General features: G+C 63.5%; 15 protein-coding genes. All 15 read right to left on the bottom strand.

What is annotated here, in order from left to right; genetic code table 11:
* Positions 1 to 287: 287 nt before the first annotated feature.
* Positions 288 to 911, bottom strand: coding sequence for a dephospho-CoA kinase (gene coaE, locus AACH32_RS17250; RefSeq protein ID WP_338602233.1), 624 nt, complete (start codon positions 909 to 911; stop codon positions 288 to 290).
* Positions 904 to 1,860 (bottom strand): RluA family pseudouridine synthase, encoded by a 957-nt coding sequence (locus AACH32_RS17245; RefSeq protein WP_338606674.1) that lies wholly within the window; start codon positions 1,858 to 1,860, stop codon positions 904 to 906. Before AACH32_RS17245 ends, coaE begins: the two co-directional genes overlap by 8 nt.
* 67 nt (positions 1,861 to 1,927) lie before the next feature.
* Positions 1,928 to 2,410, bottom strand: coding sequence for a CarD family transcriptional regulator (locus AACH32_RS17240; protein WP_338602230.1), 483 nt, complete (start codon positions 2,408 to 2,410; stop codon positions 1,928 to 1,930).
* Between the two features lie 185 nt (positions 2,411 to 2,595).
* Positions 2,596 to 4,725, bottom strand: coding sequence for a sodium-translocating pyrophosphatase (locus AACH32_RS17235; RefSeq protein WP_338602227.1), 2,130 nt, complete (start codon positions 4,723 to 4,725; stop codon positions 2,596 to 2,598).
* Positions 4,725 to 5,336 carry an aminoacyl-tRNA hydrolase gene (gene pth, locus AACH32_RS17230; RefSeq protein ID WP_338602224.1) on the bottom strand — a complete coding sequence of 204 codons (612 nt, stop codon included), beginning with the start codon at positions 5,334 to 5,336 and terminating at the stop codon, positions 4,725 to 4,727. Before pth ends, AACH32_RS17235 begins: the two co-directional genes overlap by 1 nt.
* A gap of 6 nt (positions 5,337 to 5,342) precedes the next feature.
* Positions 5,343 to 5,990 (bottom strand): 50S ribosomal protein L25, encoded by a 648-nt coding sequence (locus AACH32_RS17225; RefSeq protein ID WP_338602222.1) that lies wholly within the window; start codon positions 5,988 to 5,990, stop codon positions 5,343 to 5,345.
* Between the two features lie 227 nt (positions 5,991 to 6,217).
* Positions 6,218 to 7,159 (bottom strand): ribose-phosphate pyrophosphokinase, encoded by a 942-nt coding sequence (locus AACH32_RS17220; RefSeq protein WP_338602220.1) that lies wholly within the window; start codon positions 7,157 to 7,159, stop codon positions 6,218 to 6,220.
* Between the two features lie 257 nt (positions 7,160 to 7,416).
* Entirely contained in the window at positions 7,417 to 7,701 is a 285-nt protein-coding gene (gene spoVG, locus AACH32_RS17215; protein ID WP_338602218.1) for a septation regulator SpoVG, read from the bottom strand.
* 21 nt (positions 7,702 to 7,722) lie between these two features.
* Positions 7,723 to 8,571: a 4-(cytidine 5'-diphospho)-2-C-methyl-D-erythritol kinase gene (locus AACH32_RS17210; protein ID WP_338602216.1), complete on the bottom strand. Its 849-nt coding sequence runs from the start codon at positions 8,569 to 8,571 to the stop codon at positions 7,723 to 7,725.
* A 55-nt stretch (positions 8,572 to 8,626) separates the two neighbouring features.
* Positions 8,627 to 10,123 carry a DegQ family serine endoprotease gene (locus AACH32_RS17205; RefSeq protein ID WP_338602213.1) on the bottom strand — a complete coding sequence of 499 codons (1,497 nt, stop codon included), beginning with the start codon at positions 10,121 to 10,123 and terminating at the stop codon, positions 8,627 to 8,629.
* Between the two features lie 26 nt (positions 10,124 to 10,149).
* Positions 10,150 to 10,599 carry a DUF1844 domain-containing protein gene (locus AACH32_RS17200; RefSeq protein WP_338602210.1) on the bottom strand — a complete coding sequence of 150 codons (450 nt, stop codon included), beginning with the start codon at positions 10,597 to 10,599 and terminating at the stop codon, positions 10,150 to 10,152.
* A gap of 153 nt (positions 10,600 to 10,752) precedes the next feature.
* Positions 10,753 to 11,703 carry a hydroxyacid dehydrogenase gene (locus AACH32_RS17195; RefSeq protein ID WP_338602207.1) on the bottom strand — a complete coding sequence of 317 codons (951 nt, stop codon included), beginning with the start codon at positions 11,701 to 11,703 and terminating at the stop codon, positions 10,753 to 10,755.
* Between the two features lie 2 nt (positions 11,704 to 11,705).
* Positions 11,706 to 12,845, bottom strand: coding sequence for a pyridoxal-phosphate-dependent aminotransferase family protein (locus AACH32_RS17190; protein WP_338602205.1), 1,140 nt, complete (start codon positions 12,843 to 12,845; stop codon positions 11,706 to 11,708).
* Between the two features lie 352 nt (positions 12,846 to 13,197).
* A complete protein-coding gene (locus AACH32_RS17185; RefSeq protein WP_338602202.1) occupies positions 13,198 to 14,358 on the bottom strand; it encodes a hypothetical protein in 1,161 nt (386 codons plus the stop codon).
* A gap of 289 nt (positions 14,359 to 14,647) precedes the next feature.
* Positions 14,648 to 15,160 (bottom strand): hypothetical protein, encoded by a 513-nt coding sequence (locus AACH32_RS17180; protein ID WP_338602199.1) that lies wholly within the window; start codon positions 15,158 to 15,160, stop codon positions 14,648 to 14,650.
* Between the last annotated feature and the right edge of the window lie 28 nt (positions 15,161 to 15,188).

The raw sequence follows: 15,188 nt of genomic DNA, 5'->3' as shown, positions 1-15,188 counted from the left end.
CCGGGCGGCGCTCGGTGTTTCGTGGGGTCTTGTTTTCGCTCATTGATCTTTCGCTGCTTGAGTTTGCGTGCCCTGGCGGGCTCCCCCCCGGTGCGGCCCTATTGGTGGTCTATACAAAACAGGCTTGTCCGCCGGAACTTGCCGCCGCTGGGAGGGCGTTGTTTGTTTTTGTTTTTAAACCGGTTGCGTGCTCGGAACTATGGGCTTTTGACGCTGAGCCCCGGACGCACCACATACCTTCATGACACAAGGACTCGCAGGCAGGGTAAAATCTTTCCGGGAGTCGATTATGACCGGGGTTGGGTGGAGCGGGCCTTGCCCAATAATTTTTGCCATAGGTGCTCCACCTGCTTGAGAGTTTCGTCTAGGCTACCGGAGTTGTCAACTAAAAAATCGGCCTTTTTTTTCTTGTTTTCCAAGGGCATCTGGGCGGCCAGCGCTTGCTGGGCCACGGGCAGGGAGCAATGGTCCCGGGCCATGAGCCGCTCCAGTTGCTCATGGTGGGGCACATACACCAGCACCGTGCAATCGTAGCGCTTGTCACCCCCGGTTTCGAACAACAGGGGCACGTCCACGATCACCACCCCCCGGGGGTCCAGGGCCTCCAGGCGCTTTAGCTCGGCCCGCACCATCTGGTTGATGCGCGGATGGGTGATGGCGTCCAGCTTGGCCCGGGCCTGGGGATCGCCAAAGGCGATGGCGCGCATGCGCGCCCGGTCCAGGTTGCCGCCGGCGGCGATGACTTCCGGCCCGAAGGCCGCGGCGATCTCGGCCAGGGCCGGGGAGCCGGGCTCCACCACCTGGCGGGCCAACTGGTCGGTGTCGATCAGATGGGCCCCCCGCTCCACCAGCATGCGGTCCACCGTGGACTTGCCGCTGGCGATGCCTCCGGTCAGCCCCACGCTAAGCATATTCATCCTCCAGGGCCCGAAGCACCGCCCGGAAGTCGGAGGGCAGGGGGGCGGTGAGCGCCACCCGCGCGCCGCTCACCGGGTGGTCGAAGGCCAGCTGTGTGGCGTGCAGCATCTGGCGGCCCGCCGCCTTGAGGGCCTGGCCCGCCTGGCCTGGCAAGCCGGCGCGCACCCGGCGGCCGCCATAGGCGCGATCGCCGCAAACCGGGAAGCCGGCCTCGGACAGGTGCACCCTGATCTGGTGGGTGCGGCCGGTGGCGATGGTTACCCGCAGCAGGCTGGCCTCGTGGCCGAAGCGCCGGGTCACCCGCCAGCGGGTGAGGGCGGCTTTGCCGTGCCGGGCCTGGGTGGACATGCGCTTGCGGTCCACCGGGTGGCGGCCGATGGCTCCCGAGGCCTCGCCGCTCAGGGGCGGGCGGCCGTGCACCAGGGCCAGGTAGGTCTTGTCCACCCGCCCGGCGGCGAATGCGGCCACCAGACCGCGGTGGGCGGCCTCGCTCTTGGCGGCCACCAGGGCGCCCGAGGTGTCCTTGTCCAGGCGGTGCACGATGCCCGGCCGGAGCTTGCCGCCGATGCCGCTCAGGTCGCCGCAGTGGGCCAGCAGGCCGGCCACCAGGGTGCCCTCGCTGTGACCCGCCGCCGGATGCACCACCACGCCGGGGGCCTTGTTGACCACTATAAGGTCGGCGTCCTCGTAGAGCACCAGCAGGTTCTGCTCCTCCGGGGCCAGTTCCAGGGGCTCGGGCTCGGGCAGGCGCACCAAGACTTCCTGCCCCGCCCGGGTCTTGGCCGAGGCTCTAGCCGGGCGGCCTTCCAGGGTGATGCAGCCCTCCTTGAGCAGGCGCTGCACCTGGGCGCGGGAAAGCTCCGGCCCCAACAGATCGGCCAGCACGGCGTCCAGACGCCGGCCGTCGGCTTGGGGCGGTATTTCCAGGGAGTGCTGTTTCATCGCCACGAAAAAGCCCCCGCCGCCATGAGGGCGGCCGGGGCGACAGGGTTTCGCTGGGATGAGGCCATCAGGCGTGGAAAATCTTCTCCACTTCGGCCTCGATGTCCTCTTCCTTGGCCTGGCGGGCCACGGAAAGCTCTTTCACCAAAAGCCCGCGGGCGGTGTCGAGCATCTTGCGCTCGCCGAAGGAAAGCTCCTTGTCGAGCTTGAGCAGGAAAAGATCCCGGAGCACCTCGGCCACTTCAAAGACCGAACCGGTCTTGATCTTCTTCATGTAGTCGCGGTAGCGGCGGTTCCAGGTCTGGTTTTCAATTATTACGTCACGGTCCTTGAGGATGGAGTAAACCTGGGAAACTTGCTTTTGGTCGATGACCGGCCTAAGCCCCACCGTGGCGGCGTTGTCGGTGGGGATCATGATTATCATGTCGTTTTCCAGAATGCGCAGGATATAAAAGCGCTGCGCCAGTCCGCCGATTTGCTTCTCTTCCTCGGACTCGATGACCCCTACCCCGTGCGCGGGGTAGACCGCTAGTTGTCCCTTTTTGAACAAGACGCGCTCCTGAGGATCGCTAAGCTGCGCTTAGGTGTGTAACCTGTATGAATTGTTATTATATCAGCTTGCGATTTTGTGTCAAGCCTAATCGGATGGGGCGAGCGAGCTAAACCTGCGGCCAAAGGTATAAAAAAGGACCGGCCCCAAAGGGGCCGGTCCCGGTTTTCAGGGCGGGTTGGCGCTTAGTTCAGCAGGCCGCTGAAGCCCAGCAGCACCGGAGCCAGCACCAGGGAGACCACGCTCATCAGCTTGATGAGGATGTTCATGGCCGGACCCGAGGTGTCCTTGAAGGGGTCACCCACGGTGTCGCCCACGACCGCGGCCTTGTGGTTGTCGCTGCCCTTGCCGCCGTGGTGGCCTTCCTCGATGTACTTCTTGGCGTTGTCCCAGGCGCCGCCGCCGTTGGACATGAACAGAGCCAAGAAGGCGCCCATGACCAAGGCTCCCAACAGGGTGCCGGCCAGGGCGGTGGGGCCCAGGATGAAGCCCACGGCCACGGGGGTGAGGACCGCCATGATGCCCGGAGCCATCATTTCCTTGAGGGCGGCGCCGGTGGCGATGCTCACGCAGGTGGCGGGGTCCGGCTCCGCGCCGGGCTTGCCTTCGAGCAGGCCGGGAATCTCGCGGAACTGGCGGCGGATCTCCTCCACCATCATGAAGGCGGCGCGGCCCACGCTCTCCATGGTCATGGCCGCGGCCAGCATGGGAACGATGGCCCCGATCAGCACGCCGATGACCACCATGGGATCGGTGATGTCCACGTTGTGCAGTCCGGCGGCCTGGGTGAAGGCCACGAACAGAGACAAGGCGGTCAGGGCGGCGCTGCCGATGGCAAAGCCCTTGCCGATGGCCGCGGTGGTGTTGCCCAGGGCGTCCAGGGAGTCGGTGATCTTGCGGGTCTCCGGACCCAGACCAGCCATCTCGCTGATGCCGCCGGCGTTGTCGGCGATGGGGCCGTAGGCGTCCACGGTCATGGTGGCGCCCACGGTGGCCAGCATGCCCACGGCGCTCAGGCCGATGCCGTAGATGCCCGCCACCTTGTAGCCGATATAGGTGGCCACGCAGATGCCCAGGATGGGCAGGTAGGTGGAGCGCATGCCCACGGCCAGACCGGAGATGATAACCGTGGCCGGGCCGGTCTCGGAGTTTTCGGCGATGTGCCTAACCGGGGCGCCGCTGGTGTAGTACTCGGCCAACAGGCCGATGGCGATGCCGCAGAGCAGACCGCTGACGATGGCCCACCAGGGACCGGTGTTCATGCCCAGGCCCTTGACCACGAAGAAGGAAAGAATGGCGAAAACGATCGCCGCCACAAAGGTGGTGTAGCGCAGGGCGCCGGCAGGGCTGCCCTTTTCGAAGATCTTGATGGAGAACACGCCCACGAAGGAGGAGACCAGACCAGCCATGACCACCAACAGGGGGCAAGCCATCATGGCGATTTTACCCATCAGGGGGTCGCCCGCGGTGACGGTGACCTTCTCGGCCATGGCGACCTCGGCCACCTTGGCTCCGGCCACGGCCACTTGGTCGGCCACGGCCTTGATCTCGATGAGGCCGGTGCTGGCGATGGAAGCCAGGCCCGCGGTGGCGGCGATGGCCATGGTGGCGATGATGGAGCCCACGTAGGACTCGAAGATATCAGCGCCCATGCCCGCGATGTCACCCACGTTGTCACCCACGTTGTCGGCGATGACGCCGGGGTTGCGGGGGTCGTCCTCGGGGATGCCCGCTTCAACCTTGCCCACCAGGTCGGCGCCAACGTCGGCGGCCTTGGTGTACACGCCGCCGCCCACGCGCGCGAACAGCGCGATGGAACTGGCGCCCATGGCGAAGCCGTTGATGTACAGGGCGGTCTGGGGGTCGCCGCCGTAGTACCAGAACCAGAAGCCCACGCCCAACAGACCCAGGCTGGCCACCGACAGACCCATGACCGAACCGCTGAAGTAACTGACGTTGAGGGCCCTGGCTTGGCCGAACTTATTGGCCGCCTCGGCGGTGCGGCTGTTGCCGCGGGTGGCCGCGGTCATGCCCGAATAGCCGGCGGCGATGGAACAAATGGCGCCGGTGACAAAGGCGATGGCCGTGGGCCAGGCGATGCCGAAGCCCAGAAGCAGGAACACGATGACGATAAATATCGACAGGATCGAGTATTCCTTTTTCAAAAAGGCCATGGCCCCTTCGTGGATCTGACCCTCGAGCTTTTGCATCAGCTCGTTTCCGTTAGGCTGCTTTTTTACGTAGCCATAAAGCAAAAAGGCCACCAACAGCCCGAACAGGGCCAAAAATGGCGCTGCTACGGTTAGTTGAAGCATTACCCCTCTACCTCCTCATTGCTTAAAGGTCGGTGGAATCTTTGCATGGCCGCCTGGGGCCCTTCGGAAATTATTACCTCCAGGCAATCTGCCGCGGCCAGCACCATATCTTCTGCCAACTGCCGCTGGTCGGCGTAAAAACCGCTCAGCACGAACCTCTCAATCGGCTCCTCGTAGCGGGGGCGCCCGATACCCACCTTTAGGCGGACAAAATCCGGGCTGCCGGTCCGCTGGACTATCGAGGCCACACCCTTGTGGCCTCCCGCCCCTCCTCCCAGGGCGACCTTGAGTCTCCCCAAGGGCAGATCCAAGTCGTCGTGCACTGCGATGAGTCGGCCGGGCTCCAAATCGAAGTAGCCAAGCAGGCTCTGGGCCGCCTCGCCGCTGAGGTTCATGTAGGTTTGGGGTTGGGCCATTATCACCATGCGACCCGCCACCCGGCCTTGCCCCCAGAGGCTGTGGTGGCCGCTGCGCCCCATGGAAAATCCATGACGCTGAGCCAAGAGGCTGGTGACCGCGAATCCCATGTTGTGCCGGGTCCCTTGATATTGGGAGCCCGGGTTGCCCAGTCCCAGAACCAAAAGCGGCCCCTGGTCCCAGTAATCGGCCAAAGCGTCTTACTCGCCGCTTTCCTCGGCCTTTTCCTCGCCGCCTTCTTCGCTTTCGCCTTCCTCGCCTTCCTCTTCTTCTGCCTCTTCCTCGGTCGCCAGGATGGCTTCGCTCAACGACACTACCATGTAGTTGTCATCGCCGTGCAGCTTGACGCCTTCGGGCAAAGTCAGGTTTTCGGCGTGGAGGGCATCGCCCATTTCCATTTCGCTGATGTCAAGTTCGATGTTGTCGGGGATGTCGGCGATAAGGCCGGTCACCGAGGCGGTGTAAGCGCTTTGGCTGAGCAGCGCACCGGCGGTCATGCCCTTGGGCTCGCCAACGAGCTCAATGGACACTTCCAGGGTCAGTTCCTGGTCGGCCCTGACCTCGTAAAAGTCGGCATGCAGGACGTTTTTCCCCAAGTAGTCGTACTGGAGGTCCTTTATCACCGCCATGCGGGGGGAGTCGCCCTCGATGGTCAGTGACAAGAAGGCGTTGCCTCCGGTGGTGCCGCGCAACAGGCGCTCCAACTCGGCCTGCTCGATGGTGAGCTTGGCCGCGTCCTTGCCGCCTGCGTAAAAGACCGCGGGCACCTTACCATCGACCCGCATCTGCTTGGCGGGACCTTTTCCAGTGCTTTCGCGGCGAGTTGCCGTAAGGGGTATTTGTTCCATGGCTGCTAACTTCCTCCGGCCGGCCCATGTTTGCAGGGTCCGCCCGCTGAGTCAAGTGACTATAATGCGATTTTTCACAAAAGGCAAATGTTTTCCTTCCACCGGGCAGTTAGCTCGGGGAAGGGATTTTGCCTGGCCTTCAATAAGCTGATTGCCGGCGACGGCGCGCGGCAATCAGCATGGGTCACGTTATGTTATCCGGCCCCTCCGGGGGGGAACGGGTTTATCTACACAAACAGAGAGCTTACCGAGTCTTCCATGTGTATGCGCCGGACCGCTTCGCCCAAAAGCTGGGCCACGGACAGGCTGTGTATCTTGGGGTTGGCCGCCGCTTCCTCGGCCAGAGGGATGGTGTTGGTCACCACCACCCTGGTCAGGGGGCTTTCGGCCAGCCGCCCCAGGGCCGGGCCCGAAAGCACCGGGTGGGCGGCGCAGGCCCAAACCTCGCGGGCGCCGTGTTCGGTGAGCGCCCGGGCGGCCTCGCTCAGGGTGCCCGCGGTGTCGATCATATCGTCCAGGATGACCGCCAGCTTGCCCTTGACGTCGCCGATGATGTTCATGGCCTCGGCCACGTTGGCCGCCTCGCGCCGCTTGTCGATGATGGCCAGCCCCGCCTGCAAACGCTTGGCGATGGCCCTGGCCCGCTCCACGCCGCCGGCGTCGGGGCTGACGATGACCGCTTCGCCGGTGAGATGCTTGCGCAGGTACTCCAGCATGATCGGCGCGGAGTAGAGGTGGTCCACCGGGATGTTGAAAAAGCCGCCGATCTGTCCGGCGTGCAGATCCATGCAAAGCACCCGCCCCGCTCCGGCGGTGGTGATCAGGTCGGCCACCAGCTTGGCGGTGATGGGCACCCGAGGGGCCACCTTGCGGTCCTGACGGGCGTAGCCGTAATAGGGAACCACCGCGGTGATGCGCCGGGCGCTGCTGCGCCGGAAGGCGTCGAGCATGATCAGCAGTTCCATGAGGTGGTCGTTGACCGGCGGGCTGGTGGACTGCACCACGAACACGTCCGAGCCGCGCACGTTTTCACCCACCTCCACGAAGACCTCGCCGTCGCTGAAGCGGCGCACCACGGCCTGGGAAAGCGGCAGGTGCAGGTAGTGACAGATCTCTTCCACCAGATGGGGATTGCTGTTGCCGGTGAATACTTTGAGCTTGTTAAACATGGCTCACTAGAGATTCCCCGGGCCCAAGGGCCCTGTAGCCGGTCCGAGAAGCCGGACCGCTAAAACGGCCATACCCGAGACGTTACGCACCAAACCACCACGGTCCGGCCGTGCGCCCGGGACTTATCCTTTTTTAACAGGTTTGAGCCAAAAAGCCAGTCCGGCCGACACCACCGCAACGGAGCGTTACGCCCCCGGCGGCCGCAACCCGAACTTGGCGGGCGGCGATTAGGTGTCGGGCATGGGGCCGCGGAGCCCTACATCTCGGCTTCGCTGACCTCCAGACCTTCGGCCCGCACCCGTTCGTATTCTCCTAGAACCGCATCCTCGATCATTCGCCGGGTATCCCGATTCAAGGGATGGGCGGTGTCCTGGTAGGTGCCATCCTTGCGCTTCTTGCTGGGCATGGCCACGAAAAGACCTTTGTTACCGTTAATGATCTTGAGGTCTCTAACCAGGAAGCAATGATCTAGGGTGATAGTTGCATAGGCCTTAAGTCGCTCTTCCTCTACCGGGAAGACCCTTACCTCGGTCACGTCCATGCTCAGCCCCCTCCTCGTAGCTCAAGCTCTGACGCCTCGGCAAGACCTGACCCACCAGCGGCCTTGGGCCCGCAGGTTTCGTGCCGCTTGCTCTGCCTGGGCAGCATCGGCGAACACCCCGAAAACGGTAGGTCCGCTTCCGCTCATCAAACATCCCCTGGCGCCGGTCTTGCGAAGCGTCTGTTTGATCTGGCCCAGGGTGGGATGCTCCTCTAAAGAAACCTTCTCCAGATCGTTGACCAGCAATTGGGCCAAGGAGGTGGCGTTCCTTGAGGGGCGCTTTATTCTAATTGGTTGATGGGGATTTGTCCAATAGAAATCAAATTGTTGATAGACGTGAGCTGTGGATAGGGCGAAGCGGGGGTTGACCAAAACCATATCGAGCAGCGGGAAGTCGGGCCAGGGCTCCACCCGCTCGCCGATACCGGTGCACCAGGCGGTGCACCCGGCCAGGAAGAAAGGCACGTCCGCGCCCAATCCGGCGGCCAACTCCACCATGCGCCGGGGCTCCAGGGCGCCGTCGTGCAGGGCGTTCAGCGCCATCAGCGCGGCGGCGGCGTCGGAGCTGCCGCCGCCCAGGCCGGCGGCCACGGGGATGCGCTTGGTGAGCTCGAAGGAGGCGGCGGGCTCGCGGCCCAGGGCGGCGTAATAAGCCCGGGCCGCGGCCAGCACCAGGTTGTCCGGACCGGCCAACTCGGACCGGTCGCAGGTGAGCGACAAGCCGGGGGAACCCAGGCGCGCGGTAAGGGTGTCGGCCAAATCCAAAGGCTGCATCAGGGTGGCCAGATCGTGGTAGCCGTCGGGCCGCCGGCCCAGCACCCGCAGAAACAGGTTGACCTTGGCCGGGGCCGACAGGGTCAGTTGCTTCAAAACGCCGCCTCCAAAAAAAATGGGGGCCCCTTGGGGCCCCCAGGTCGGTTTGCGGTTATTTGGAGTCCGGTGCCTTGATCACCACGAACAGGGTGGAGTCGCGGCGCTGGATGAGCAGGAGCAGGCCTTCGCCCGCCTTGAGCTTGCCGGCCGCGTCCTTGAACTGGGCCAAGCTGGCGATCGGCTTTTGGGCCGCCTCCAGGATCACGTCGCCACGCTGCAGGCCGGCCTCGGCCGCCGGTCCGCCCGGCTCCACCGAAGTGACCACCAGGCCCTGTTTGCCGGACATGTTCAGCTGCTTGGCCAACTCGGGGTTAAGCTCCTGCAGGCCCATGCCCAGCTTGACTTCGCTCTCGGGGGCGGCGGCCTTGGGCGAGACGGGGCCCTCGGCCTTGAGCTCGCCGATGGTTACCTGCAAGGGGCGTTTCTTGCCTTCGCGCACCACCTCCAGGCTGACCTCGCTACCCACCTTGGTTTCAGCCACCAGGCGGGGCAGGGCGTGCATGTCCTTGACCGTCTTGCCTTCGTAGCCCACGATCACATCGCCGCGCTTGATGCCCGCCTTGTCCGCCGGGCCGCCCGGCGCCACGTCGGCCACCAAGGCCCCGATGGGCTCGGTGAGCCCGAACTTGCCGGCCAATTCCTTGGTCACCGGCTGGATGGTCACTCCCAGCCAGCCGCGCACCACCCGGCCATGATCCCGAAGCTGGGACATGATCGTCTTGGTGGTGTTCACCGGAATGGCGAAGCCGATGCCCTGGCCCTGGGGCGCGATGGCGGTGTTGATGCCCACCACTTCGCCTTGCAGGTTGATCAGCGGGCCGCCGGAGTTGCCGGGGTTGATGCTGGCGTCGGTCTGCAGGAAGTTGTCATAGGGCCCGGCCCCGATGATGCGGCCCTTGGCGCTGATGATGCCCGCGGTGACGGTGTGCTCCAGGCCGAAGGGGTTGCCCACGGCCAGGACCCAGTCGCCCACCCTGAGCTTGTCGCTGTCGCCCAAGGGCAAAAAGGGCAGGTCATGCTTGGCGTCCACCTTGATCAGGGCCAGGTCCGTCTTGGGGTCGCGGCCGATGATCTTGGCGGGCAACTCCTCGCCGCCCTTCATGCGCACCAAAATTTCGTCGGCCTCGGCCACCACGTGGTTGTTGGTGATCACGTAGCCCTTGGCGTCCACGATGACGCCCGAGCCCAGAGCGCGTTGCTTGAATTGCCGGGGATGGGCGCCGCCGCCCGGACCGCCCGGACCGCCCTGGCCGCCGAAGAAACGGCGGAAGAATTCATGCAGGTCGGGCATCTGCCCCTGGGGGTCTTCCTGGTCCGGCGCCTGCTGCTGGCCGGGGAAGGGCATGACGCCGGTCATGGGCCCCTCCTTGATGGTCTTGACGATGCGGATGTTCACCACCGCCGGACTGACTTTGCCCGCCAGGTCGGCGAAGGAGTCGGGGACGTATTTGGCCCAGGCGGGAGCGGCCAGGGCCAGGGTCAGGGCCAAGACCAGCGGCAGCAAAAGCAGCGCGGGTTTGGCGGTAAGTCTGGTTTTCCTAAGGGTCATTTTTTCCTCCTAGTGGAAAAAGGAGGCTAGCCGGCCAGATGAACAAAGGCCATGCGCAACTCTTTCACCACCTCGTCGATCAGCTTCTTCTCCTCGGGATCAAGATTGCCCTCGGTCTTTTTCTGAAGCATGGCGATGGTATCGATGGTATGACGGGCCAGATCGAATTGCGGGGGTATGGGCTGGCCGTCGGGCCCGGGAATCTGGCCCAGATGCATCATGGTCGCCTGGGCCAGGGATATGATCAGACCGCTGAAGTCCACCGGGGGCAGTTGATGGCGGCCTCCGGCCATGGGGCCCTGGTCAGCCGGCGCCTCGTCTTGGGGCGCGGCTGGTTCGGCCGACGCCTGGGGCGCGGGTTGGGGCTCTGGCTCCGGGGCCTTTTTCTGCTGGGGCTCGGCCTCGCCGCGAGTATCGCCGCTGGAGTCGAACCTGCGCCGATCCTTTACGGTAAAGCCCTTTTCCTGTTCACTCATTGGCTAGCCTTTCATGAATGATTCCACCGGGACGCACCTAACCGGATATAACACTTCTAACTATAAGTACGCCGATGGCCCGGCGCAACCGGGCAACAAAAAAGGCCCGGCCGCTTTGGCGGCCGGGCCGGATAAGTTTTGCGGGGTCGGGCGCTATTTCTTGGGTTCGTTCACCGCGAATTCGGCGGGCCCGCCCTTGAGATAGGCGCTCATCTGGTTGGCCACCGCCACGGCCACGTTTTCCTGGGCCTCGAAGGTGTTGGCTCCCAGATGGGGGGTGCAGGTGAGCTCGTCGGCGAACAGCAGGCGGCTGTCGGCCGGCAGGGGCTCCACCTCGAAGACGTCCAGGGCCGCGCCGGCCAGCTTGCCGGAGGACAGGGCGTCGCACAGGGCGCCCTCGTCCACGATGCCGCCCCGGGCGCAGTTGATCAGATAGGCCCCGTCCTTCATCTTGGCCAGGTTGTCCGCGCTGAACAGGTTGCTGGTCTCGGCGGTCTTGGGCACGTGGATGGAGATGTAGTCGGCCTGGGGCAGCATGTCCTCGAAGCTCACGGGCTGGGCGCCGCGCGCCTGGATCTCGGCGTCGTTCAGGAAGGGATCATAGCCGATGACCTTCATCTTCACGCCCGTGCCCAGCTCGGCCAGGATGCGCCCGATGTTGCCCATGCCCACGATGCCCAGGGTCTTGCCCTTGAGCTCGCGGCCCCGGAGCTGTTTTTTCTCCCACTTGCCGTCCTTGATGCCCCGGTTGCCCCGGGCGATGTGGCGGCTCAGGGCGAAGATGTGGCCCATGGCCAACTCGGCGGCGGCGTTGGAGTTCTGCCCCGGAGTGTTCATGACCACCACCCCGTGGGCCGTGGCCTCGGGGATGTCCACGTTGTCCAGGCCGGTGCCGGCCCGGCCCACCACCTTGAGCTGGTCGGCGGCGTCCAAAAGCGCTTTGTCCACGGTGGTGGCCGAACGGATCACCAGCCCGTCCACGCCCTTGATGGCCTGGCGCAGCTCCTCGGGAGCCATGCCGGTCTTCACCTCAACCTCGAAGCCCTGATCCTTGAATATCTGCACGCCCATGTCGTGCAGGGGATCGGAGACCAGTATCTTCATGATCAAGCCTCCCCGAAAATCTTTTGGGCCGCGGCCACGCCGGCGCCCATATCGAATTTGTACCCCAGACCGGCCAGAGCCATCTCAATGGCGCTGATGCCCTGCAAGGTGTCGAACTCGCTGATATAGCCCATGTGGGCCACCCGGAAGATCTTGCCCTTGGCCTGGGCCTGGCCGCCGGCGATGAAGATGGCGTACTTGTTCTTGAGCCATCCCACCACGTCCTGGCCGTCGATGCCCTCGGGCGCCTCCACGGCGGTGAGACCCACCGAGGCGTTCTCCTTGGAATACAGGCTCAGGCCCAGAGCGGCCATGGCGGCCTTGAAGGCCTTGGACTTGATCTCGGTCTCTCTATAGATGTTGTCCAGGCCCATTTCCTCTATCAGCTCGAAAATGTCCAGCAGGCCCATGAACAGGGTCACCGGCGAGGTGAAGGTGCCCTTGTTGATCCCCTGGTTCTTGAGCTCCTTGGCCCAGGAGAAGTAGTACTTGGGGCACTTGGAGGTTTTCATCATCTCCAGGGCCTTGGGGCCGATGCTGGCGAAGGCCAGGCCCGGAGGCAGCATCAGGGCCTTCTGCGAACCGGAGAGCACCACGTCCAGGCCCCACTCGTCGGTGGGGATGTCGTAGGCGCCCAGGGCGCTGACCGCGTCCACCACCAACACCGCGCCGGTGTCCTTGGTCACCTGGGCCAGCTCCTTGATGGGGTGGCTCACGCCGGTGGAAGTCTCCAGGGCCTGCACGTAGACCGCCTTGATGGAGGGGTCTTGTTTGAGCAGGGCGGCCACGTCCGCGGGCTTTACGGCGTATCCCCACTCCACGTCCAGGTTGACGGCCTGGCAACCGTAAGCCTCCAGAAGCTCGGTCCAGCGCTCACCGAATTTGCCGCCGCGGATGGCGATGGCCTTGTCGCCGGGCGAGAGCAGGTTGGCCACCGCGCTCTCCATGGCGCCGGTTCCGCTGCTGCAAAAGACCAAAACGTCGTTTTCGGTCTTGAAGAGCTTTTTCAGACCTTCTCGCACCTGCCCGAAGATATCCAGAAAATCGCTGGAGCGATGATGGATGAGGGGCTGGGCCATGGCCAGCAAGGTGCGGGGAGGAACCGGGGTGGGGCCGGGTGCCAAAAGGGAGACTTTTTTCATCAGTGAGCTCCTTCCTCCAATAAACCAACCTCGGGTTGCTTCGATGCGGGGCCCCCCGAAGTACTTAAGTAATCAGACTATTATCCGGGCCGATCACCAAATCAGCATGACGATTGCCAGCAAGACAACATCCCAGAAACCTTGGCGAACTTGAACACCCCCCAATGCCGCTTGCAAGACCGGCGCTTTATTGGATGCAATTTTTTAAGCCCAAAAAACCAGGCTGTCAAGATTATTGTATCCAAAGTCACTAGGCTACCACCGCCATCCAGGGCGCGCCAGCAAAAGAAAAGCGGCCGGGGCGCGAGGCCCCGGCCGCTTTGGGGTGATTTTTTAGGCGTTCAGGATCTTCTTAGAAGATGAAGCGGAACTGGACACCCAGCAGCCACTCGTTGCCGGCATCGGTGCCATTGGAGTTGTTGTCGTAGTCATAGTAGCTGAACTCGGGGTGCACACCAAAGTTCTTGGTGAACTGGTAGGGCACCGCGATGAAGGCGCCCCAACGGCTGATGGTGTCGTCGCCGTTGACGGACCACTGGTCGTTCTGGAAGTTCTCGTAGCCGAAGCCACCGGTGATCATGATCTTGCCAATGGTGTACTCGCCGGCCAGCACGCCACCGTAAATGATGGTGTCCTCAACCTCGCCGCTGGCGTTAACCGTGGGCGCGGTGGTGTCGGCGGTGTAGAAGGGGATCTCACCCCAGAAGTTCTGGCCGTAGTGGCCCTGGAACTTCAGGGTGAAGGCGCCGGCGGTGTACTTGATGGGGAGCACGAAGGCCCAGGTGTCCCAGTTCTCGCCGAAGCCCAGGTTGTCGCCCTGCTCATACTGGTGCTGGCTCCACATGACGCCGGGGTGGGTCATGAAGCCGCCGAACTTGAACATGAAGGTCAAGCTCATGCGGGGCACCTGATAGTAGAAGTCCTGGGTGGCGGCCGGAATGATGGTGCCTTCCCAGAAGGTGTCGGACGCGCTGCTGGGCTGTTCCAGGGCGAACTGCACGCCCCACTGCTCGGTGTTGTAGGTGAACTGCACCTGGGGCACACGACCGGGCCACAGGAAGCCCCAGCCGAACAGCAACAGGTGGGCGCTCTCGTTCAGGCCCACATACTGACGGACGTGGTAAGCCAGGGAGCCGAACCAGTTGTCGGTCTGGCCGGCCAGGATGCGGCAGTTGCCCACGCGCCAGTAGCCGTACGCGTAACGCAGGCTGGTGGTGGCGGAACCGTTGTAGGACCTCAGGCCCAACTCGACACGGCCACCCACGTTTTTGTCCACGCTGTAGAAGCGGGCCTGCAGGTAGCTGTGGCCAGGCATGTTGACGAACCAGCTGCCCACGGAGGTCTGGCCGTTGCGGGTCTGCTCGGCGCTCTGCTGATCCCAACCGATGTCGGTCAGCATACGAGCGGCCATCTCAAAGGTATAAGACGACGGGCTCGGGCCAGCCGCCATGGCCGGTACGGACATGGCGAAGATCGCCATAACCGCCACGGCAATGATAAGCAATTTTTTCATGTGAATCCTTTTCTCCTTTCCTAAAGGAATATCGGATGCGTCTTGTGGTCTTCAGGCTTTCTGCCCGAACCTGACGCTCCGATTACCCTTTGCCTACGCTGGTTCACCCCGGACCATGCTCAGCAAAGGGTCCAGCCTAACTGGTCGGAAACAGTGGCATAATGAGATTTTGACATCCTAGCCGAAGCCGAAATCCTGAGCCGCTGTTTGACCTTGTAGGCAAAGGTAGCAAGAGCGCGGCAAGTTTGTCAAGCGATTTGTAATGTTTTTCGAGGGCCTAGCTAATGTGTCACTTGCTCGGCGAAGGGGGGCGCAGCCATTTGCGGCCCAGGGCCCACAGCACCCGCATAACGATGTACATGGGTATGAAGGCGGAGGCGTAGCTTATGTTCCAGGGAGTGCCGGGCAAGGGGATCTCCACCTCGCCGAAGCGCCATTGCAGCCAGGCCATGGCCGCGAAGGCGGGCCACAGCGAGGAACTGCCCATGGCCGCCCCCATGAAAAAGCTCTTGCCGAAGGATTCGTTGGCCTGGTCGTTGAAACCCTTGTAGGCCAGCTTGTCGCCCGCTTGCAGGGCTTCCCAAGATTTGGCCTGGCCCTCGCTCATCTGGTCCAGTTGCCGCTGCATGTGGGAGCGGTTCCAGCGCTTGACCAGGGCGTAGGTGGCCTCGCCGATGATGGTGCACCAAAGGCACAGCACCACGGTGCCCAGCCACCAGCCGGCCACGGGATCGCCCAGCCAGCGGTAGGGGGCGATCAAAAAAGGGTCGAGTTTTTCCAGCAACCAGTAAACCGGATCCATGCCACCTCGCGGCGCCAAAGTTCAACGC

This window comes from Desulfoferula mesophila, from assembly GCF_037076455.1.
GTDB lineage: Bacteria > Desulfobacterota > Desulfarculia > Desulfarculales > Desulfarculaceae > Desulfoferula > Desulfoferula mesophila.
Note: the sequence above shows the minus strand (reverse complement) of the source record. Positions and strands in the feature narration are given on the sequence as shown.

Excerpts from the sequence above, each read along its gene's own strand:
- coaE (WP_338602233.1), bottom strand. The coding sequence starts at position 911 with ATGCTTAGCGTGGGGCTGACCGGAGGCATCGCCAGCGGCAAGTCCACG.
- AACH32_RS17245 (WP_338606674.1), bottom strand. The coding sequence starts at position 1,860 with ATGAAACAGCACTCCCTGGAAATACCGCCCCAAGCCGACGGCCGGCGT.
- AACH32_RS17235 (WP_338602227.1), bottom strand. The coding sequence starts at position 4,725 with ATGCTTCAACTAACCGTAGCAGCGCCATTTTTGGCCCTGTTCGGGCTG.
- AACH32_RS17225 (WP_338602222.1), bottom strand. The coding sequence starts at position 5,990 with ATGGAACAAATACCCCTTACGGCAACTCGCCGCGAAAGCACTGGAAAA.
- AACH32_RS17220 (WP_338602220.1), bottom strand. The coding sequence starts at position 7,159 with ATGTTTAACAAGCTCAAAGTATTCACCGGCAACAGCAATCCCCATCTG.
- spoVG (WP_338602218.1), bottom strand. The coding sequence starts at position 7,701 with ATGGACGTGACCGAGGTAAGGGTCTTCCCGGTAGAGGAAGAGCGACTT.
- AACH32_RS17205 (WP_338602213.1), bottom strand. The coding sequence starts at position 10,123 with ATGACCCTTAGGAAAACCAGACTTACCGCCAAACCCGCGCTGCTTTTG.
- AACH32_RS17200 (WP_338602210.1), bottom strand. The coding sequence starts at position 10,599 with ATGAGTGAACAGGAAAAGGGCTTTACCGTAAAGGATCGGCGCAGGTTC.
- AACH32_RS17195 (WP_338602207.1), bottom strand. The coding sequence starts at position 11,703 with ATGAAGATACTGGTCTCCGATCCCCTGCACGACATGGGCGTGCAGATA.
- AACH32_RS17190 (WP_338602205.1), bottom strand. The coding sequence starts at position 12,845 with ATGAAAAAAGTCTCCCTTTTGGCACCCGGCCCCACCCCGGTTCCTCCC.
- AACH32_RS17185 (WP_338602202.1), bottom strand. The coding sequence starts at position 14,358 with ATGAAAAAATTGCTTATCATTGCCGTGGCGGTTATGGCGATCTTCGCC.
- AACH32_RS17180 (WP_338602199.1), bottom strand. The coding sequence starts at position 15,160 with ATGGATCCGGTTTACTGGTTGCTGGAAAAACTCGACCCTTTTTTGATC.